At 37.2% G+C, this 20,800-nt stretch carries 17 protein-coding genes; 14 read left to right on the top strand and 3 right to left on the bottom strand.

Annotated features, from left to right (window positions below; all coding sequences use genetic code 11):
* Window positions 1-198: 198 nt before the first annotated feature.
* Window positions 199-1,671 (top strand): lectin-like domain-containing protein, encoded by a 1,473-nt coding sequence (locus IGK91_RS09730; protein ID WP_081129583.1) that lies wholly within the window; start codon window positions 199-201, stop codon window positions 1,669-1,671.
* Window positions 1,672-2,334: 663 nt separating this feature from the next.
* Window positions 2,335-2,823: a gamma carbonic anhydrase family protein gene (locus tag IGK91_RS09725; RefSeq protein WP_010718718.1), complete on the top strand. Its 489-nt coding sequence runs from the start codon at window positions 2,335-2,337 to the stop codon at window positions 2,821-2,823.
* A gap of 86 nt (window positions 2,824-2,909) precedes the next feature.
* On the opposite strand, the gene clpP is transcribed toward IGK91_RS09725, so the two are convergent.
* Window positions 2,910-3,503, bottom strand: coding sequence for an ATP-dependent Clp endopeptidase proteolytic subunit ClpP (gene clpP, locus IGK91_RS09720; protein ID WP_010718717.1), 594 nt, complete (start codon window positions 3,501-3,503; stop codon window positions 2,910-2,912).
* A 178-nt stretch (window positions 3,504-3,681) separates the two neighbouring features.
* Here clpP and IGK91_RS09715 point away from each other — a divergent pair, with 178 nt between their 5' ends.
* The 12 genes from IGK91_RS09715 to IGK91_RS09660 all read left to right on the top strand — a co-directional run bounded on the left by IGK91_RS09715 (window position 3,682) and on the right by IGK91_RS09660 (window position 17,975).
* Window positions 3,682-4,209, top strand: coding sequence for a hypothetical protein (locus tag IGK91_RS09715; RefSeq protein WP_010718716.1), 528 nt, complete (start codon window positions 3,682-3,684; stop codon window positions 4,207-4,209).
* A 359-nt stretch (window positions 4,210-4,568) separates the two neighbouring features.
* On the top strand, window positions 4,569-5,303 hold the full coding sequence (locus IGK91_RS09710) for a glycerophosphodiester phosphodiesterase (protein WP_010738061.1): 735 nt from the start codon (window positions 4,569-4,571) through the stop codon (window positions 5,301-5,303).
* Window positions 5,304-5,310: 7 nt separating this feature from the next.
* The gene (gene miaA / locus IGK91_RS09705) at window positions 5,311-6,237 is read left to right on the top strand and encodes a tRNA (adenosine(37)-N6)-dimethylallyltransferase MiaA (RefSeq protein WP_034867320.1); all 927 of its coding nucleotides are present in this window, start codon (window positions 5,311-5,313) and stop codon (window positions 6,235-6,237) included.
* Window positions 6,227-7,459, top strand: coding sequence for a GTPase HflX (gene hflX, locus IGK91_RS09700; protein WP_034867322.1), 1,233 nt, complete (start codon window positions 6,227-6,229; stop codon window positions 7,457-7,459). The genes miaA and hflX overlap by 11 nt, the downstream gene beginning before the upstream one ends.
* A gap of 199 nt (window positions 7,460-7,658) precedes the next feature.
* A complete protein-coding gene (locus IGK91_RS09695) occupies window positions 7,659-8,051 on the top strand; it encodes a MerR family transcriptional regulator (protein WP_010738058.1) in 393 nt (130 codons plus the stop codon).
* Between the two features lie 30 nt (window positions 8,052-8,081).
* Window positions 8,082-9,422 (top strand): type I glutamate--ammonia ligase, encoded by a 1,341-nt coding sequence (glnA, locus tag IGK91_RS09690; protein ID WP_010718711.1) that lies wholly within the window; start codon window positions 8,082-8,084, stop codon window positions 9,420-9,422.
* An 810-nt stretch (window positions 9,423-10,232) separates the two neighbouring features.
* Complete coding sequence (locus tag IGK91_RS09685) at window positions 10,233-11,750, top strand: hypothetical protein (RefSeq protein ID WP_228022588.1); 1,518 nt, start codon at window positions 10,233-10,235, stop codon at window positions 11,748-11,750.
* A gap of 328 nt (window positions 11,751-12,078) precedes the next feature.
* Window positions 12,079-13,689, top strand: coding sequence for a CTP synthase (locus IGK91_RS09680; protein ID WP_010718709.1), 1,611 nt, complete (start codon window positions 12,079-12,081; stop codon window positions 13,687-13,689).
* Between the two features lie 269 nt (window positions 13,690-13,958).
* A complete protein-coding gene (locus IGK91_RS09675; protein WP_010738054.1) occupies window positions 13,959-14,828 on the top strand; it encodes a class II fructose-bisphosphate aldolase in 870 nt (289 codons plus the stop codon).
* Window positions 14,829-15,050: 222 nt separating this feature from the next.
* Window positions 15,051-16,322, top strand: coding sequence for a UDP-N-acetylglucosamine 1-carboxyvinyltransferase (locus tag IGK91_RS09670; RefSeq protein ID WP_010738053.1), 1,272 nt, complete (start codon window positions 15,051-15,053; stop codon window positions 16,320-16,322).
* Window positions 16,319-17,614 carry a transcription termination factor Rho gene (rho, locus tag IGK91_RS09665; RefSeq protein WP_010718706.1) on the top strand — a complete coding sequence of 432 codons (1,296 nt, stop codon included), beginning with the start codon at window positions 16,319-16,321 and terminating at the stop codon, window positions 17,612-17,614. The genes IGK91_RS09670 and rho overlap by 4 nt, the downstream gene beginning before the upstream one ends.
* Before the next feature lie 97 nt (window positions 17,615-17,711).
* Complete coding sequence (locus IGK91_RS09660; RefSeq protein WP_010736059.1) at window positions 17,712-17,975, top strand: type B 50S ribosomal protein L31; 264 nt, start codon at window positions 17,712-17,714, stop codon at window positions 17,973-17,975.
* Window positions 17,976-18,162: 187 nt separating this feature from the next.
* Here the strand turns inward: IGK91_RS09660 and IGK91_RS09655 are convergent, their stop codons facing one another.
* Entirely contained in the window at window positions 18,163-19,458 is a 1,296-nt protein-coding gene (locus IGK91_RS09655; RefSeq protein ID WP_153884166.1) for an ISL3-like element ISEfa11 family transposase, read from the bottom strand.
* A gap of 138 nt (window positions 19,459-19,596) precedes the next feature.
* Window positions 19,597-20,769: a site-specific integrase gene (locus tag IGK91_RS09650; RefSeq protein WP_003127380.1), complete on the bottom strand. Its 1,173-nt coding sequence runs from the start codon at window positions 20,767-20,769 to the stop codon at window positions 19,597-19,599.
* Window positions 20,770-20,800 lie beyond the last annotated feature (31 nt).

Here is a 20,800-nt window from a genome sequence, read left to right as displayed (position 1 = left end):
ACGATAATTTTGTAGTAGAAAAAAGATCAAGGGAGGCGAAATAGCATTCAAAAATGCTTCTACTACTGGATGCTTGCTAGTAAATGAATTTTACGAGTAATTGTTTACTAAAAGAATGAAAAGAGATGGTGAAATGCAGATAGAACGGAAAAGGATAGTGTATAAAAAATAACTATATGAATGGGAGTGTTATTTATTATGAACAAAAAGACCTTTTATAAAAAAGTATGTGCAGGAACTATTGGATTAATTGGGGTAAGTGTTGTTGGATTGTCAGTAAATGCAGAAACTAGTAATGTTTTAGTCAATAAAAATATTGCTATCTCCCAAAATGTGGATCAAAATAATTTTGATTTGAAAGACATCGTCGCATTTAATAGAAATGCCGTCCAACTTGATTCCCATACAGCTCGTCTTACTCAATCGAAACAATTTCAAAAAGGAACAATATCTGGAATCATCTCCCTTGATATGAACTATGATTTCTTGTTGGATATGGATGTCAATTTAGGTGATAATGTAAATGGTGCTGATGGGGTAGGTGTGGCTTTCCACCAAGGAGCAATTGGCGACATTGGAGCTAATGGTGGAGGTCTAGGTATCAGAGGCCTGAAAAAGGGAATTGGATTTGAATTGGATACCTATTCTAAAGCGCCAGATAGAGATGATGCGGATACTTCTTTCAACCATGCTCAAATGGTTGGTGCTCATGGAGGCTTTGTTTCAACAGATGCCAACAGCGGATTTTTAACCGCTTTAGCTCCTATGCAACAAATTAAATTCACGCCAAATACTTTTAAAAAATTAACGTTAAAATGGAATAGCAAGCAACAACTTATTACTGCAGATTATGATGGGCAACATTGGGAATTGAAAAATCCAAACATCGATAAATCAAAGAAATATACTTTTACGATTGGAGCTGCAACAGGAGAACATTTCAATACGCATACTGTCAGAATCAATCAATTTGCAGCAGTTTTTGAAAAACCAGAGTTACATGCAAATGATATTGAAATTTTGCACGATGAGTTATTTGATCCATTTGACAAACGAATCAATCTAAGTGCTTATGATCGTGTTGACGGAGACATCACAGACAAAATCAAAGTGGTAGAAAACAACGTTGATTCCTCTATTCCTGGAAAATACCAAGTCACTTATGAAGTGAAAAATAGTGTAAATGAAGTGGCTAGAAAAACGATTAATGTAACGGTGAAAATCAATGATACTTGGCCTGACGGACAAACTGCTGGATGGAAAATGTTCTCAGGAGATGACATTGAACTAGTGAAAGACCCTGTGAATGCTTTAGTTGGTGACTATACTTTCTTTGCTGATCAGCATGCTAGTGTATATAAAATCTTTAACGGTAGTGAAGCTTTAGAAGAAAATGCTACTTATCGAGTAACTGTTTATGTGAAACCAGTGGTCGATATGTTGAGTGACCATTATGTAAAAGTGGCATTGAAGGAAGATACTTCGTCTAAAGATAGTCGTGAACTCCTTAACACCACATTGATGAGAGATGGGGTTTTAGAAGAAAAAGGATACTATCGACTTACAACTACTTTTAAAGTAAATAAAGGAGAAACAAGCCCACTAATCAATGTAGAAAACTATAAAGCTGGCTATATCGGCTCAATCAATATTTCTAAAGTAAATGGATAAAATTTAGCTACCAGTTTAGATAGCATATAGATAAAAGGAAAGAGCTTGGAACACGAAAGATTGTTCTGAGCTCTTTAGTTGTGTAAAAACGAGAGGTTGAGACAAAAGTGTTCAGCATCAAGAAATAAGAAGGAATTTTCGAAAATTGACAAGAAACACAAAAACTCGTTTTTGATGTTGATTGTTACCTACTTGGTGCTTCTCAAATTTTTGGTGAATTTCGGCAAATTTTCCGAAGATGCTACTTTTGTCTCACCGTGAATAAGAGGTCGTGAAAAGAGTGTCTTGACCTGAGCGCTAAGGATGAAAATCTCGAAACAGCTCCTCATGTTTTGAGATTTTTTGACTTATCGCCGAAGGTCAGCTCTTTGAACACCGTTTAGCAAGAGGCTGTGAAAGAAGCGTTCAGCTCCGAGCGAATAAGCGATGATTTTTTTAAATAGCTCCTCATATTTTAGAAAATCATCGCTTATTGTTGAGGAGTTGCTTCTTGAACGCCGTTTATTCGTTTTTAGAGATACTAGACTGAGACAACTTTTGTCTCAGTCCCTAGAGAGTAGGCGTGCTTTAAGGGACTATGAAATAATAGCTGCCAGTCTTTTTGAAGGAGAAATCCATCTTCTGCTATAATTGGAAATAAGCCAAAAAAGGAGATGTGTAAAAATGAGTCAAAAATTTATTGCACCGAATGCAACTGTTGTTGGCGATGTAGAGCTCGCAGAATCGGTCACAGTTTGGTATCAAGCGGTGATTCGTGGGGATAGCAATACGGTTAAAGTTGGAGCAAGAACGAATATTCAAGATGGTACTGTTATTCATGTGGACCATGATGCACCAGTTGAAATTGCTGAAAATGTAACGGTAGGACATCAATGTATGCTTCATGGTTGCACCATCGAAAAGGGCGCGTTGATTGGTATGGGATCAACTATTTTGAACCATGCAGTGATCGGTGAAAATAGTTTGATTGGTGCTGGTTCTTTAGTGACCGAAGGCAAGGTCATTCCGCCCAACGTATTAGCGTTTGGTCGGCCAGCTAAAGTCATTCGTCCTTTAACGGAAGAAGAGATTGAAAAGAATCGCCAAAATATTCAACATTACGTTGAACTTGGAGAACAATATAACGAAGGAAAGTTTAAAGAACAGCATTGAAAAACCGTGCTTTCGTTCCAACTGAAAAAAGGACGATGAGCCGCTCAATCGAGCAGTCCCATCGTCCTTTTAGTTTACAAATGATATTAGTTTAATCCAGCACTGTTTTCCATCACTTCATCAATCAAACCGTATGCTTTCGCTTGTTCAGCAGTCATGTAATTATCACGGTCGGTATCTTTTTCGATCACTTCAAGAGGTTGACCAGTACGTTCTGCTAAAATTTTGTTCAAGCGTTCTCGTGTTTGTAAAATGTGACGAGCAGCGATTTCGATTTCTGTCGCTTGACCTTGTGCGCCACCAAGTGGTTGATGGATCATGATTTCAGCATTTGGTAAAGCAAAACGTTTGCCTTTTTTACCTGCTGTCAGTAAGAAACTACCCATAGAAGCAGCCATACCCATCACAATGGTTTGGACATCTGCTTTAACAAAATTCATCGTATCATAAATCGCCATTCCAGCAGTAACAGAACCGCCAGGAGAGTTGATATAAAGATAAATGTCTTTTTCAGAATCTTGTGCATCTAGGAAAAGCAATTGAGCAATGATCGAGTTTGCAAGATCATCAGTCACTTGACCACTTAACATGATAATGCGGTCTTTTAATAAGCGTGAATAAATATCATAAGCTCGTTCGCCACGAGAGGATTGCTCAATAACTGTAGGGATTAAATTCATAATTTGGTTCCTCCTTAAGTTCTTTACAAATAGTGTAACACAAATTCATTTCTTCTACCTAAAAAGTAGTATACATTCTTGGTCAATAAAGGTCAAATAAAAAAATTTTAGAAAATAGTCTGTGCTTGCACGTTTATGTTATGATGAAATAGAAGAATACAGCAAGGAGGAACACTAATTGGTAGTTGGCATCGTAGGCTTAATTGGCGTTTTATTAGGAGCTATTTTAGTATATATCGGGATGGTTGTTCAGATGCGCCATCTTGAAAACAAAGAGCAACGAAGACGGGAGTTAGAATTAAAAGTCAAAGAGATTGAGACTTTGAATCAACTAAATAAAAAAATCAATGAAATCTTGCAAAAAAGAGCAACACTGTTAGATGAATATGTCAGCTTTGATGCATTTGATGATTGTTATATCACTATTGATGATTTTGCTTATTTACAGTCATTTGCTGCACAAAATAATTTTTATCTTCCAAATTACATCTTAGAGGAGTTGTTTAAAAACATTGCGCACCGTAAAGTCGTTCTTTCTCCTGACGAAACGATGAAAATAGGCGGTTATGCTTATAAAGGTGGACGTGTGATCTTAGAAAACTTCACGGATAATCTGACGGAAATGATCAATGAAAAAAAAGCGCAATTAAAAAGTGTCACGCGACAACCCATTGGCTTTTTCTCAAATGATAATGTGTGGAGCTAATTGTTTTTTGAGTTAAGATCGAAGAGGATCAAAAAACTTTTATAATTTGTAAAGGCAAGGTTGTGACAGAATTGTCTAGCTTTTAGAAATAAGCCGAAGAATCCAAAAGTAGTTCCTTATATTTTTGGTTTTTTCGGCTTATTTTCGATAGAGGGAACACTATGAATGAGAGAGGACTTTTTTATAGCTTTTCATATTTTAGAAAATCATCGCTTATTGCTGAGGAGTTCTTTATTGAATACCGTTTACTCATTTTTTAGAATGACAAGTCAACCTCATTCTTAGACATTCGAAGTATTACGACTTTTTCACAGCCTTTTTCCTATGGTACAATCAAAGAGACTGAAAGTGGTGATGAAATGGTTCAGATTTTTGCGCATCGTGGAAGTAGTGGTACCCATCCAGAGAATACATTGCCTGCGTTTGCCGAAGCGGTTCGAATAGGTGCAGATGGGATTGAACTAGATATTCATTTGACGAAAGATGAGCAGATAGTGGTGATTCATGATGAGGAAGTGGATCGGACGACGGATGGCAAAGGATTGGTACGGGAAAAAACATTAGCAGAGATAAAAAAGTTGAATGCAGGAAAGTGGTTCAATACAGAGTTTCAGGCAACAAAAGTGCCAACTTTGAAAGAGGTCCTGCATCTTTTTTGGGAAATGAATTATCGTGGAACGGTAATGATCGAGATTAAAACAGATAAATATGAGTATGCTGGCATCGAAGAAAAAGTAGTTCAACAATTAAAAGCAGTGGAATGGCCTTTTCGACATGCGTACTGCAGTTTTAACTTTCATACATTGGAACGAGTAGTAAAAATTGATCCTCAGGCACAGCTGGATCTTCTTTTAAGTACGTCACAAAAGAAAGTACAGTTAGCTGAAGATACTCCTTGGATAGAAGGGATTCATCCTAGAGGTGACTGGTACTTGGAGCATTTGCCATCCATGGAGACATTCCCCAAATCGATCAGATGCTGGACCATCAACGACGACCAGCAGATGGCACGATGTTTCGATCAACAACTAGATGCAATAATCACAGACTTTCCCCAAAAAGCATTTTGGATAAAACAAACAATGAAAAAGTAGGATGATAATGGAAAAAGTATTAGTAATCGTTGGACCTACAGCGGTAGGGAAAACAGCGCTTAGCGTGGAATTGGCTAAAAAATTTCACGGTGAAATTATTAGTGGGGATTCACTGCAAGTGTACAAAAAATTAGATATCGGGACGGCTAAAATAAAAACGTCAGAAATGGAAGGTATCCCTCATCATTTGATTGATGTCATCGAACCGAATGAAACTTATTCCGTAGCAGATTTTCAAAAAGCTGGACGAAAATTGATCACAGAAATCACAGAACGTGGTCGTTTGCCGATGATCGTTGGCGGAACAGGGTTGTATATTCAATCTTTACTTTATGATTTTCAATTGGGTGCAAAAGAGGAAAGCGTCACAGCAGTACGAAAAAAATATGAAGAATTAGCTGAAACACTCAGTAAAAAAGAACTTTGGGAGTATTTGAAAACAAAAGATCCGCTAGCAGCGGAAAAAATTCATTGGAATAACCAACGAAAAGTGATTCGAGCTTTAGAAGTATTTGAAGTGACTGGCTACAGTATCACAACACCGCAAGAGGAACCCGCACGTCTTTATGATTATTGTATGATTGGTCTTAATACCGAGAGAGCCTTGTTATACCAGCGCATCAATCAACGTGTAGATAGTATGTTAGAGGAAGGCTTATTAGAAGAAGCACGTTTTGTGTATGAACTTGGTGAAGTCCAAGCGAGTCAAGGTATTGGATACAAAGAATTTTATCCGTATTTTAAGGGAGAAGAATCTTTAGAAAACGTTGTGGAGCAGTTGAAGATGAACTCGAGACGGTATGCAAAGCGACAATTAACATGGTTTCGTAATCGTCTTGATGCACATTGGTTTGACTTATTAGCAGAGTCCAGTAGTATGGAGCAAATTGATCAATTGATCAGAACGTGGTTGGAGGAAAAAGATGACAAATAAAAAAGAAAAAGTGATCATCGTAGGCGTTGAGACAGAACAGAATCAACGATACTTCACAGAGTCGATGGCAGAATTAAGCAAGCTGACCAATACAGCTTCTGGGGAAGTTGTATTTACATTGACGCAAAAACGACCGCAAGTCGATCGTCAAACCATTATCGGTAAAGGTAAATTACAAGAATTGATCCAACAAGCGGATGCTCATGAAGCGGATCTGATTATCTTTAACCATGAAATGACCCCTCGGCAGAGTCAGCTAGTCTCAGAAGCAGTAGGAATCCCCATCATTGACCGAGTCCAGTTGATTTTAGATATTTTTGCCATGAGAGCCCGTTCGAAAGAAGGAAAGTTGCAAGTAGAGCTAGCTCAATTAGAATACCTTTTACCACGCTTAGCTGGACAAGGAAAGTCATTGTCTCGATTAGGTGGTGGAATTGGAACGAGAGGACCTGGGGAAACCAAATTGGAAACGGATCGACGTCATATCCGTAATAAAATATTAGGGGTAAAACGTGAGTTGAAGGCTGTAGAAGCGCATCGAGCGAGAAACCGCCAAAAAAGACAGTCTAGTGAAATCTTTCAAATTGGTTTGATTGGGTATACCAATGCGGGGAAGTCAACCATTCTTAATTTGCTTACGCAAGCGGATACGTATTCTAAAGATCAGTTATTTGCTACTTTGGATCCCTTAACAAAGAAATGGCGATTTGCAGAAGGATTTGAGATTACGGTTACTGATACGGTTGGATTTATTCAAGATCTTCCGACACAATTAATTGATGCGTTCCATTCAACATTGGAAGAAAGTCAATCCATGGATCTATTGTTACATGTAGTTGATGCAAGTTCGCCAGATCGTATTTTGCAGGAGCAGACTGTATTACAGTTGATGGCGGAACTAAAGATGGAAGAGATGCCTGTATTAACAGTCTATAACAAAGCGGATCAAATTGAACCAGCTTTATTTACGCCTTCACTCTTTCCCAATGTATTGATATCGGCGCAAAGTGCCGATGGGAAAGAAAAGCTCGTGCAAGCGATCAAACAGCAGTTGTTGGAATTAATGGTGCCATACACGCTCTTTGTACCCAGTCAGGATGGGCAAACGTTAAGTGCTTTACGAAGACAAACCCTCGTTTTGAAAGAGCATTTTGTAGAAGAAAAAAATGGATATGAAGTAAAGGGCTTTGCAAAGTCCACTTCAAAATGGCTGAACAGTTAAACGGTCATTGCCTCTTTCTTATCAGTGACCTTCGCATTTTATCTTTTTAAAAAAGTTAGAAAACTTGAGCAATCAATCGTTGCTCAAGTTTTTTTATAAAAAATTTTCTCTCATGTTAGAAAACCTAACATATGCGGTTGACAGCTGTTTTTTTGATTGGTATACTTTACCCAACTTGTTAAACGAAAGGGGACGTCTGATGGGAGAAAAGGAATTGCGCCGTTCAATGTCTGTATTTCCAATTGGTACAGTAATGAAATTGACAGATTTAACTGCACGACAAATTCGTTATTATGAAGAACAAGATTTTGTTCATCCTGAAAGAAGCGAAGGAAATCGTCGAATGTATTCATTAAACGATATTGACTTGTTGTTAGAGATCAAAGATTATCTTTCTGATGGATTAAATATGGCTGGTATCAAACGAGTTTACGAAATGGCTCAAGCCAAAAAACAGGAAGAAAAGAGCAAAAAACCGCTAACTGATCATGACGTTCGACAAATTTTTCGTGATGAGATATTGGCGCAAGGTGGGCTAAGTAAAACTGGGCATTATCAGTCGCAAGGAATGCAACGACAATTCTTTGACTGAATAATATAAAGAAAAAGAAAGAGGGATACCATGGTAAAGAAACAAATAACTGGTGATGAAATTAAACGAATCATTGAAGAAGAGAACGTTCGATTTTTAAGATTAATGTTCACAGATATCTTAGGAACGATCAAAAATGTCGAAGTACCCGTTAGTCAAATCGATAAAGTACTTGAAAACAAAATGATGTTTGATGGTTCTTCGATCGAAGGTTTTGTTCGTATTGAAGAAAGCGATATGTATTTGTATCCTGATCTTTCAACATGGATGATCTTCCCTTGGGAAAGTGATCATGGCAAAGTAGCTCGTTTGATTTGTGATATCTATAACCCAGATGGCACACCTTTTGCAGGTGATCCACGCGGGAATTTGAAACGTGCATTAAAAGATATGCGCAACCTTGGATTTACCTCTTTCAACTTAGGTCCAGAACCAGAATTCTTCTTATTTAAGTTAGATGAAGATGGTGGAATCACGACCACGTTAAACGATAAAGGTGGATATTTTGATTTTGCACCAACAGATTTAGGTGAGAACTGTCGTCGTGATATTGTTTTAGAATTAGAAAGCCTTGGGTTTGAAGTAGAAGCTTCTCACCACGAAGTAGCTCCTGGGCAACATGAGATTGATTTTAAATATGCAGACGTTGTGGATGCTTGTGACAATATTCAAACATTCAAACTAGTCGTTAAAACAATTGCTCGTAAACATGGGTTACACGCAACGTTCATGCCTAAACCATTATTCGGGATCAATGGTTCGGGGATGCACTGTAATATGTCCTTGTTCAATGATGAAGGAAATGTCTTTTATGACAAAGATGGCGATTTAGAACTTAGCCAAACAGCGTATCATTTCCTAGGTGGGCTATTGAAACATGCTCGTGCCTATACAGCGGTTTGCAATCCGACCGTCAACTCATATAAACGTTTAGTTCCAGGCTATGAAGCACCAGTATATGTGGCATGGAGCGGTCGCAATCGTTCACCATTAGTCCGTGTTCCAGAATCTCGTGGCTTATCCACACGTTTGGAATTGCGTTCAGTTGATCCATCTGCTAATCCATATCTAGCAATGGCTGTTTTATTACAAGCTGGATTGGATGGCGTTCGTAATGAAATCACGCCACCAGCAGCTGTAGATCGAAATATTTATGTGATGAACGAAGAAGAACGAGAAGAAGCACACATTCAAGATCTTCCTTCAACGATCCATAATGCAATCAAAGAATTAAGAAAAGACAAAGTGATGATCGATGCTTTGGGACAACATATCTTTTCAAACTTTGTCGAAGCAAAACGCTTAGAATGGGCGGCGTTTAGACAAACTGTTTCAGAATGGGAAAGAGAACAATATTTGGAATTGTATTGATTATCGCTACCCCATTAGAATATGAATAACTGGAGTTGGAGAGATCAATCTCACTTCATTCTAAAAACGAGTAAATGGGTTTTTAGCATCAGCTCCTTGAAATAAGCCTGAATTTTTCAAAACATGAAAAGCTGTTTCGAGATTTTCATCCTTAATACTCAGGGCAAACCGCTCTTTTCACAACCTTCTTATGCTTGATAAACAGGACAATAAGCCAAAATTTTACGAAAAATGAGTACGACTGAAAAGAAAGACAGTTTGTTTTAACTGATTTCTTAGTCGCTGAAGACTTATTTTAGGAAATTTTGGCTTATTTTGTTCGCGCATTGTTTGGTGAGTAACTTATGTGGTGGGACAACAAAAAACTCCTGAAGAATACTCTTCAGGAGTACGAGAATGAGAAACGGATGATGTTAAGTTATTCTGAATCACAAATAACTGGTTGGATTGTGTAATGAAATCATTCTCTACGAGTAGTATACAGCTATTTCTGATTGAAATTTTTTTTAAAATTTTAATGGAAAGAAAATTATTTGCAAAATATGAATAACACACCTATTCTATAGTATAAAAAAATTTTTTTCATTTTTTTTGTGTAGAATTTTTCTAAGAATATTCTTGTTTTACAGTGATTATTGCACTCCTGGTTGATACGCACAAGTAAAAAATGAGTTCATTGAAGATTGTATATGATGATAAATAATTGAATTTTTTTAATTTGAGCATACCTATTTCTTCTGGGGGGAAAATTAGGTATGCTCAAATTAAAGTTATTGCCTTATTATTATATTATAAAGGAGGCATAAATTTATGAATAAAGTTGAATTAGATCAAATAATCAAAGATATGAATGAAGGATTAGAGGAAGATGAAGAAGAAATATTTTTATTAAACCTACGTACTTATTCTAAAGATGAAATCAATTACGTAGTAGATCGTCTTAATCTGGATGATCATACTCGTGAACAGGTTAGAACATCACAAATTAATTCAATGAAAAAACATCAAGTGCGAAAAAAAAATTTATTAAGAGACGAAAAACTTAGAGCTGTTCATAAAAATTTAAACAAACAAAGTGAGGAAGTCAATTCATTCTCTGATCGCTCAAAGATGATAGATACAGTTGTTGCATCTATCAATCAATTGATTCATGATCCGGAAATTAATGTTATTCAACCAATAGACGATATTGATATAAGTGAGGCATTAGACGTCTTCTTTGAAAAAACCTATTTTACACCAGATGAAATAAATTCTACTATTGATAAGCTAGAACTAGCAAATAAAGAAAATCTTCGTGAAACAATTAGAAAAAGGGAGATTGAAGAAGAACCTCGACGTAAAATCAAGTTTTTAAAAGAAGAACGAATACAAAAAATTAACGAAATGGTGCAACAGTCGATGACATCAAGGACGTTCACAGAGGTTGCAGATAGTCTTAAAAAAATGTATTCAGAGTTACCTTACAAAGTTAATGAGGCTGATTTAAGTGAGGATATAGAATTTGTAATAGAAAATTTTAAGATGAAACCTAATGATATTGGTTCTTTCGTGGACTTGTTTGACCTCAGTCCTGATACTCGTAATAAAATTAAAGAATCACAAAAGAAAAGAATTGAGGAGATGAAGGCAATAAGGGATACTGAACTTTCAATAAAAATAGAAAGGTTGAGAATGCGCCGTCCTTTTACCCTGATACAGGATATCACTTCAGTACTTCGTGAGCAAATGAATGACCCAGTTATTCCACTTGCACAACACGAGGTTGTATCTATATTAGAAGAGAATTTAGATATACCACATAGTACAACAATAGAAGGTACTTCAAGACGTGTTTTGCCTCTTAGGCAGAATGAATATAGGGAAATTATACATAATCTTGGTTTGAGCGTGGAAAACGTAAATGAACGTTGGCAGTTTAACCGCCATGCTGTAGAACTGCTGACTAACTATGCTGAATTCAATATGTTACAGTATCCACAAACAGATCTTGTGCATGGCAATCCACAGGAACTTTCAAACCTTGAATTATATAAAAGAGAATTTAGAGGGTTGGTTAAAGAAAGTGTAGGCAAGGTGGGAACTAAAGCTGAAGATAAATTAGGTTTTCAAGCTGAATTTTCTAATTTGACCTCCGAACAACAGGAACAGGTAATGAAAAAAGTGGAGGATTTGAAGAAAAGAAGACAAGAAAACTGGAAACAATTAGATGTAGAAAAATTGTTACCGTTAAAAAATAGGACAGAAAAATTCAATGCTGCAAGAACGAGAAGTACAAATACATCTGAAAAACAAGGACAAAAATCTTCTAGAGATCATCAAAGATAGTCTAGTGAATGAGTAAAGAAGTCGTATGGCTAATCGTTCTTACTAAAAGAATGAGTGTACTATTTTTCGTGCAGTTTTTTTATTAGAGAGTGAACTACCTGTTTTCATTTATCAATGACGTTGGATTATTCTTATGACTAACGACATCTGCAACGTTAAATTAGAGGCTTGACTTTCTTCAAATTTGCTTGTAGTATACTCATTGGGCACCCTTTTAAAGGGTCAGAAGTTCACAGAAATTTTGCTCCCTATTCTAACTAGAATAGGGAGCTTTGTTCATTTTCTGGGACTTTTCCTGCAGATAAAAGAAGAAGGAGTTTTTGAACTTATGACAAAATACATTTTTGTAACGGGCGGCGTAGTTTCATCGATTGGTAAAGGAATCGTTGCAGCTTCTTTAGGTCGTTTGTTGAAAAATCGTGGCTTAAAAGTAACCATCCAAAAATTTGATCCCTACATCAACGTAGACCCGGGAACAATGAGTCCGTACCAACACGGAGAAGTTTTTGTAACAGACGACGGAGCAGAAACTGATTTGGATCTAGGCCATTATGAACGTTTTATCGATATCAATTTGAACAAATACTCCAATGTTACTACAGGGAAAATTTATTCAGAAGTACTTCGTAAAGAACGAAAAGGGGAATACTTAGGAGCAACTGTTCAAGTCATCCCTCATATCACTAATGAAATCAAAGAGAAAATCATGCGTGCGGCAAAAATGACTGATTCAGACGTGATCATCACTGAAGTTGGCGGAACAGTCGGCGATATCGAATCTTTACCATTTCTAGAAGCACTACGCCAAATGAAGGCGGATGTTGGTGCTGATAACGTGATGTATATCCACACCACATTGATTCCTTACCTAAAAGCTGCTGGAGAAATGAAAACTAAACCAACTCAACATAGCGTGAAAGAATTACGTGGTTTAGGCATCCAACCTAATATCTTGGTGGTTCGAACAGAGCAACCTGTTTCACAAAATGTGAAAAATAAATTAGCACAATTTTGTGACGTAGAACCCGAAGCAGTGATTGAGTCACCAGATGTGGATACACTTTACTCTATTCCGTTACTTTTACAAAAACAAGGAATGGATCGCATTGTTTGTGAACATTTGAAACTAGAAACGCCAGAAGCTGATATGGAAGAATGGAAACAATTAGAAGAAAAAGTATTGAATCTGAAGAAAAAAGTCCGAATTGCTTTAGTAGGTAAATATGTAGAATTACCAGATGCTTATATCTCAGTTGTTGAAGCGTTGAAGCATTCAGGCTTTGCTTTTGATGCGGACATCGAACTTGACTGGATCAAGGCTCAAGATCTAACCAAAGAAAATGTTGCAGAATATTTGAAAGATGCAGATGGTATCTTAGTACCTGGTGGCTTTGGCGATCGTGGGGTCGAAGGAAAAATTGAAGCGATCCGTTACGCTCGTGAAAATGATGTGCCTTTCTTAGGGATTTGTTTAGGCATGCAAATGGCGTGTGTTGAGTTTGCTCGTAATGTGGTTGGTTTGGAAGATGCTGCTTCAGCAGAAACTACACCAGAAACAACGAACAATATCATTGATTTGATGGCAGACCAAGAAAATATCGAAAACTTAGGTGGAACGTTACGTCTAGGTCTTTACCCATGTAAAATTAAAAAAGGAACGAAAACAGCGGAAGCTTATGACGGAGCCGATGTAGTACAAGAACGTCACCGTCATCGTTATGAATTCAACAATAAATACCGTCAATTATTTGAAGAAAAAGGATTAGTATTCTCAGGTGTTTCTCCTGATAATCGTTTAGTGGAAATCGTGGAATTAACAGAGAAAAAATTCTTTGTTGGTTGTCAATTCCATCCAGAATTGATCTCAAGACCAAATCGCCCACAAAAATTGATCAAAGGATTTGTCGGAGCTGCTTTGTCTGAACGTGAAGGAAAATAAGCGGGACAAATACGCTTTTAATGTTTCAGATGAATTTAGAGAAAACAGTTATAAATAAATTGTTATTGTTTGAACAATAAAAAACGATAAACTAGCCATTTTTGACTAAATCAGCCAACTGAAAACCTTATTTTTTGCAAAAAAGTTCTTGAAAATTTTCATTTTCATTGATTTTAGTAGAAAACTCTGAAAATGTTTGGTAAAATAGGTTCGTTGGTTAAGGATAGTCTTAACAAATTTAGTTTTACAAAACTTAGGAGGAATTTATTATGCCAGTAGTATCAGGAGCTGAATTTTTAAAAGCTGCTCGTAAAGGCGGTTACGCTGTCGGCGGATTCAATACAAATAACTTAGAATGGACTCAAGCAATCCTTGAAGCAGCTGAAGCAAAACAAGCACCAGTACTTATCCAAACTTCAATGGGTGCGGCTAAATACATGGGCGGCTACAAAGTTGCTAAAGATATTATTTGTGACTTAGTTGAATCAATGAACATCACTGTTCCTGTTGCCATCCACTTAGACCATGGTGACTATGATGCAGCTATGGAATGTATCGAAGTAGGCTATACTTCAGTTATGTTTGACGGTTCTCACTTACCATTTGAAGAAAACTTGAAATTAGCGAAAGAAGTTGTAGAAAAAGCTCACGCTAAAGGAATTTCTGTTGAATGTGAAGTTGGTTCAATCGGCGGAGAAGAAGATGGAATCATCGGTAACGGTGAATTAGCAGATATCGAAGAATGTAAACAAATGGTTGCTACAGGAATCGACTACCTAGCATGTGGTATCGGTAACATCCATGGTCAATATCCAGAAAACTGGAATGGTTTAGCATTTGATCATTTACAAGCAATCGCTGATGCTGTAGGTTCAGATATGCCTTTAGTATTACATGGTGGATCAGGTATTCCTCAAGAACAAATCCAAAAAGCAATTTCAATGGGTGTTTCTAAAGTAAACGTAAATACTGAATTCCAATTATCATTTGCTAAAGCTACTCGTGAATATATCGAAGCTGGCAAAGATAAAGAAGGAAAAGGTTTTGACCCTCGTAAATTGTTAGCACCAGGTAAAGCTGCAATCATTAAAGATGCAGAAGAACACATTGATTGGTTCGGTTCAGCTAACAAAGCTTAATTAATCGATTAAGAATGCCGTGAAACAGGTTCAACCTGTTTTGCGGTTTTTTTTTTCGTAAATTGATAATCGTTCACTTTAATAAACATTCGTCCATCTTTTTTCAGAATAGATCTTTGATTTTTGAGGAAATAAAAAAGAATGGGAACTCGTTTCTTTATTTCATCTATGATAAAATACAAGCATGTGTAATAAAATTGAACAATAACAAGGTGGAAATCAATGAAAAAAATCATAATTGAAGGAAATCGTCCGTTAACTGGTGAAGTAACGATCAGTGGGGCTAAAAATAGTGCAGTGGCTTTGATTCCTGCAGCGATTTTAGCAGATTCTCCGGTTATTTTAGAAGGCGTACCTGATATTCAGGATGTTCATTCACTAATCGAAATTTTAGAAATCATGGGAGCAAAAATCCATTTTTCACAAAATATTTTAGAAATTGATCCCCGCGGTATCGTCTCTGTGCCCATGCCAAGTGGTAAGATCAATAGTCTACGTGCTTCCTATTATTTTATGGGGGCACTGCTTGGAAAATTTGGTGAGGCAGTGGTTGGTTTGCCAGGTGGGTGCTATCTAGGACCACGACCAATTGATTTACATGTCAAGGGTTTCGAAGCATTAGGTGCTTCAGTCAATAATGAACATGGTGCGATGTATTTACGGACCGACCAACAGGGATTACAGGGAAATCGGATTTTCATGGATGTCGTTTCAGTCGGTGCAACGATCAATGTGATGCTGGCTGCTATTAAAGCGAAAGGTCAGACAGTAATCGAAAATGCCGCTCGTGAACCAGAGATCATCGATGTTGCTACTTTGTTGAATAATATGGGTGCTAAAGTGCGAGGAGCAGGGACAGATGTGATCCGAATCGAAGGTGTAGACAAACTCCATGGTTGTCGCCATTTCATGATCCCTGATCGAATCGAAGCAGGGACTTATCTAGCGCTTGCTGCAGCAGCAGGAAATGGTGTTAAGATCAAAAATGTGATTTACGAACATTTAGAAAGTTTTATTGCTAAACTTCAAGAAATGGGCGTAAACATGACGATTAGAGAAGATGAGATTGAAGTGTTTCCGTCTAAAGTGTTAAAAGCGGTGAATGTGATGACTTATCCATATCCTGGGTTTGCAACAGACTTACAACAACCATTGACTCCCCTCTTATTAATGACCAAAGGAACAGCTGAAATCACAGATACGATTTATGCTAAACGTGTGAATCATGTGCCTGAATTAGCACGTATGGGTGCTGATATATCAGTTGAAGGGAATTTGATCATTACAAATGGACCAAATAAACTTCATGGAACAGAGGTAGTCGCTTCTGACCTTCGAGCAGGTGCTTGCTTAGTTATTGCAGGTCTCATGGCTGAAGGAACAACTACTATTTATAACGTAGAATATATTTTACGTGGTTATGATCATATTATTGAAAAATTGACGGCATTAGGTGCTGAAATCCAAATGGTGGAGGAAGTGGAAGCTGAATGAGTGATTATTTAACGATGGCGGAACTGGAAAATAAGACATTAAAAGAGGTCTACAGTTACGCAAAAGAATTTAAGATTCCTTATTATAGCAAAATGAATAAAAAAGAATTATCTTTAGCTGTGATTCGGGCGCAAGCAGAAAAACAAGGGTTTTATTATATGGAAGGAATCTTAGATATCGTTGGACAAGATGGGTATGGTTTTTTACGACCAATCAATTATGGGCCAAGTGTAGAAGATATCTATATCTCTGCTTCACAAATAAGACGGTTTAGTTTGCGAAATGGAGATAAAGTAGCAGGAAAGGCTCGCCCACCTAAAGAGTCAGAACGTTATTATGGATTGATGCACGTGGAAAGTGTAAATGGAAAAGACCCAGAAGAAGCCAAAGAACGTCCGCATTTTCCAGCATTGACACCTCTGTATCCTCAAGAACAGCTTAGGTTAGAAACAACCTCTCAAAGACTAGCAACAAGAATGATCGATATCTTCTCACCAGTAGGTTTTGGTCAACGTGGCTTGATTGTAGCACCTCCTAAAGCCGGAAAAACTTCTGTGTTAAAGGAAATCGCCAATGGAATCACTGAAAATCATCCAGAAGTAGAACTGATCGTTCTTCTGATCGATGAACGCCCAGAAGAAGTCACAGATTTGGAACGCAGCGTCAAAGGAGATGTCGTTTCATCTACTTTCGATTTACAACCACAAAATCATACAAGGGTATCTGAGTTGGTCCTGGAAAGAGCGATGCGTTTAGTCGAAGATAAACGAGATGTCGTGATCTTGATGGATAGTATTACCCGATTAGCTAGAGCTTACAATTTAGTCGTACCGCCAAGTGGTCGTACATTGAGCGGAGGAATCGATCCAGCCGCACTATATAAACCAAAAAAATTCTTCGGAGCAGCTAGAAATATCGAAGAAGGTGGAAGCTTGACGATCTTAGCAACTGCCTTAGTCGATACGGGTAGCCGAATGGATGATGTGATCTATGAAGAGTTTAAAGGAACAGGGAATTTAGAACTTCAACTGTCTCGTGAACTATCTGAGCGTCGTATCTTCCCTGCCATTGATATCAAGAAATCTGGTACGAGAAAAGAAGAGCTTCTAATGCCAGAAGATCAATTAGAAGAAATTTGGAAGTTACGAAAGAATATGGTCGGCGATTCATTGGAATACACCGAACAATTGATCCGTTTTTTAAGAAAAACCAAAAACAATCAACAATTTTTCAAAGAATTCCAAGATGTCTCGTTCGGTAAAAAAAATCAGACAAGAAATCTAAAAAGATAATTGCAACGTTGTTAGAAACATGTTAAGATGTTACTGTTGTATATCGACAAATCAACTCTGGTTCAGCAAATGGGTCAGGGCAAAGGAGCGAAAACGCATGAAAGAAAACATCCATCCAGATTACCATCCAGTAGTGTTCTTGGATTCAACAACTGGCTTTAAATTCTTGTCAGGTTCAACAAAAACTTCACAAGAAACAGTTGAATGGGAAGACGGTAATACATACCCAGTCATCCGTGTCGAAGTTACTTCTGACTCACATCCATTCTATACTGGACGTCAAAAATTCACACAAGCAGACGGACGTGTGGACCGTTTCAACAAAAAATACGGTCTCAAAGACGAAAACGCTGCGGAATAAGAAAAACATTGATAATTCAACGTTTAGCAGATTCTATTTTAGGTGGAATCTGCTTTTTTTGCGTTTTGACCATACTTTTGACCATACCAGAGTCAGAGTTAATTGGCTCTTTGTCAATAAGGACTGATGAGTTGTGTAAAATCAAATCTGGGTCAGAATGAACCACATTCTGGCTCAGATTTTTTTGTTATCTTACATTGATTAATTGATTGATCAAAAAGATTCTAATTCTCATGTTCTCGAATGATTTAAATCCGTAGGATACTCGTTTCATTGTCTTTATGTGGGTATTCTTCGCTTCTATTTTTCCATTGGAATAAGGATAGATCATTGCGTTGGTGATGCCTTCTTCATGGGTAAGAAGGTTTTGAAGCTTTTCTCGAAAGCCGTCATCTAACGTTTCGGGAAGTTCTGCCAATAAGGAGAAAAATAAGTCAGGGTCTTTGTCTCGAAAGGCTTCAACTAATTCATGAAAAAAGGGATACGCCTCCTTTAGGGGCGCAGAAAACTCAAGCAATCGATCAATCATCATTGCTTCAGTAAGAAATGGGTATTTTGGCGCTCGGAAACTTTTCCATGTTTTGTATTCATAATGGTTGATGTTTGCACGATTTTTTAGCAAAAAGCGCCAGTTCTTTTTCAGTTTTTCTGCTTGGCTTTTCTGTCCTGCTTTACGAAGTTCATTCATTTCACGGATACGCAACTCATTGAACGCTTGATTCATGTGTTTGACAATATGAAACCGATCAATCACTACTTTCGCATTTGGCAGAACACGTTTGGTGAGCTGGAAGTAGGCGGCGTTCATGTCTGTCACCAAGAATTCTACTTCTTCCGGATTGGTACAACCTGAGAAATAGCTTGTTAATCGAGGTAATTTACGCGTAGGCAAAACATCTATTAATTTTCCTGTTTCGCCATCTGCGCAAATAAAGCTCATTTTATCTTCTATGGAAGCATGTGAACGAAATTCATCAACCATCAATACTCTTGGGAGAATCTTCTTAGATTGTTTTGGCAAATAGCTTTTAAACTCTTTCAATGTACGAATAACGGTGGTCAAAGATACCTGACAGCTTTTCGCAATAAAAGATAAAGATACTTTTTCAGTCAGTAAAGAAGCAATTTTATATCTCACATGATTTGCGATTGAATGTCTGGGTTGGACAAAATAACTTTGAGCCGTCCAATGGGTTCGGCAGTTTTTACAGGTATAGCGCTGCTTTTTTAGGCGCATAACCAAAGGCATATGATTGTATTGTTCAAAACGGACAATCATTTCCTTCTTCCCATTTTTCACTATAATTGCTTTCCCGTTTCCATCTACCACGGTAGAACCACAACTTCTACAAGCACGAGGAGTAGGCGAGAGAACAGCATCGACAACCAACGTCTTTTTCTTCTGAAGGGTCTCGTAAGAGACCTCTGTAATCATCAAATCTTTCTCTATTATTCTCAGCATTTTTTTGATAGAATCATTCATATAGCATATCGTCCTCTCAGTTGTTTATTTTGTGGTGATTTAATCATACTAGAGAACGATATGTTTTTTAATACCTAAAATGAAAATGGGGCTGAAGAATCAATTCTGATTCATCAGTCCCATAAATTATAGAGCCAGTTAATTTGATTTTGTCTGAAGCTGTTCGGTGTCACTCATAAAGTTCGCGAAACGATTCGCAGTTTCTTCTGTTTGTCGCTTGCTTAGATGATTATAGATGTCCATAGTTGTCTTGATATCGGTATGCCCAAGACGAGCTTGAACTTCTTTGATAGACGCACCTGATTCAAATAGTAAGCTACAATGAGTATGCCTAAATCCATGTGGCGTGATGCGTTTCAAATTATGCTCCTTGATGATACGTTCAAGATTATGATTTACAAAATCAAGGTAATAGGGTTTGTTTTCAAAAGTAGCAAACAAGAGTTGTTCACCATTTTCCTTTGTTTTTAGTCCATGTTCCAGAAAGAACGCTTTTTGTTTAATCATATGCTTTTTAATCACTTTTAACGTTTCATCATCAAGAGAAATTGTTCGCAAGCTTTTTTCGGTTTTTGGCACTTGGAATTCCAATTTCCAACCGTCAACTGTTGCAAGAGTTTGTTTAACAGACAATGTTTTGTTTTGAAAATCAATATCTTTATAACGTAAACCGAGTAATTCACCTTTTCGTAAGCCTGTAAAAGCAAGAATGCGAAACATAGGATAGATGGGTTCAGGAAAAGCTTTGACAATATCGAGAAATTCAAGCAATTCATCTTTGGCGTAGTAAGGTGCAACAAAGGCTTCTTCGTCAATTTTCTTCTTTCGTTTTGGTCGAATGATTCCGTTCATTGGATTACTTCGAACTAAACGCAGGCTAATAGCATATTTGAAAACGGATGAAGTCAATCCAATCAGATTTGAATACTTAGTGTAATAGGAATACCAATTATTTACCTGTTTCTGACAGAATGGAATCGTGATTTTGGAAATTTTCAATTCACCAAAAATTGGCAAAATGTGTTTTTCCATCGCAAGACGTTGCACAACATAGGTGCTTTCTTTAACTGTATTTTTGTATTGCTTCATCCATTCTTCCGCAAGTTCTGAAAATAATTTGTTGGAATCTGTGACAACATCATTTTCTTGCACTTTCACCATCAAACGTGAGTATGCCTGTTTTGCTTCTCGTTGCGTTTTGAAGCCACGTTTTGTTGTGTAGCGTTTCTTTCCTGTGACTGGGTCTATGCCTAAGTATGCTTTGAACATATAAGCGATAGTGCCATTTTTCTTTTTATATTTTTTAATCATCGTATTTCTCCTTACATACTCGCCAGCATAT

Source organism: Enterococcus sp. DIV1208 (genome assembly GCF_050530455.1).
Classification (GTDB): Bacteria; Bacillota; Bacilli; order Lactobacillales; family Enterococcaceae; genus Enterococcus_B; species Enterococcus_B hirae.
Note: the sequence above shows the minus strand (reverse complement) of the source record. Positions and strands in the feature narration are given on the sequence as shown.

Bases quoted from the DNA above. Each gene is read 5' to 3' on its own strand.
- IGK91_RS09730 (WP_081129583.1), top strand. From the start codon at position 199: ATGAACAAAAAGACCTTTTATAAAAAAGTATGTGCAGGAACTATTGGA.
- IGK91_RS09725 (WP_010718718.1), top strand. From the start codon at position 2,335: ATGAGTCAAAAATTTATTGCACCGAATGCAACTGTTGTTGGCGATGTA.
- clpP (WP_010718717.1), bottom strand. From the start codon at position 3,503: ATGAATTTAATCCCTACAGTTATTGAGCAATCCTCTCGTGGCGAACGA.
- IGK91_RS09710 (WP_010738061.1), top strand. From the start codon at position 4,569: ATGGTTCAGATTTTTGCGCATCGTGGAAGTAGTGGTACCCATCCAGAG.
- miaA (WP_034867320.1), top strand. From the start codon at position 5,311: ATGGAAAAAGTATTAGTAATCGTTGGACCTACAGCGGTAGGGAAAACA.
- hflX (WP_034867322.1), top strand. From the start codon at position 6,227: ATGACAAATAAAAAAGAAAAAGTGATCATCGTAGGCGTTGAGACAGAA.
- IGK91_RS09695 (WP_010738058.1), top strand. From the start codon at position 7,659: ATGGGAGAAAAGGAATTGCGCCGTTCAATGTCTGTATTTCCAATTGGT.
- glnA (WP_010718711.1), top strand. From the start codon at position 8,082: ATGGTAAAGAAACAAATAACTGGTGATGAAATTAAACGAATCATTGAA.
- IGK91_RS09685 (WP_228022588.1), top strand. From the start codon at position 10,233: ATGAATAAAGTTGAATTAGATCAAATAATCAAAGATATGAATGAAGGA.
- IGK91_RS09680 (WP_010718709.1), top strand. From the start codon at position 12,079: ATGACAAAATACATTTTTGTAACGGGCGGCGTAGTTTCATCGATTGGT.
- IGK91_RS09675 (WP_010738054.1), top strand. From the start codon at position 13,959: ATGCCAGTAGTATCAGGAGCTGAATTTTTAAAAGCTGCTCGTAAAGGC.
- IGK91_RS09670 (WP_010738053.1), top strand. From the start codon at position 15,051: ATGAAAAAAATCATAATTGAAGGAAATCGTCCGTTAACTGGTGAAGTA.
- rho (WP_010718706.1), top strand. From the start codon at position 16,319: ATGAGTGATTATTTAACGATGGCGGAACTGGAAAATAAGACATTAAAA.
- IGK91_RS09660 (WP_010736059.1), top strand. From the start codon at position 17,712: ATGAAAGAAAACATCCATCCAGATTACCATCCAGTAGTGTTCTTGGAT.
- IGK91_RS09655 (WP_153884166.1), bottom strand. From the start codon at position 19,458: ATGAATGATTCTATCAAAAAAATGCTGAGAATAATAGAGAAAGATTTG.
- IGK91_RS09650 (WP_003127380.1), bottom strand. From the start codon at position 20,769: ATGATTAAAAAATATAAAAAGAAAAATGGCACTATCGCTTATATGTTC.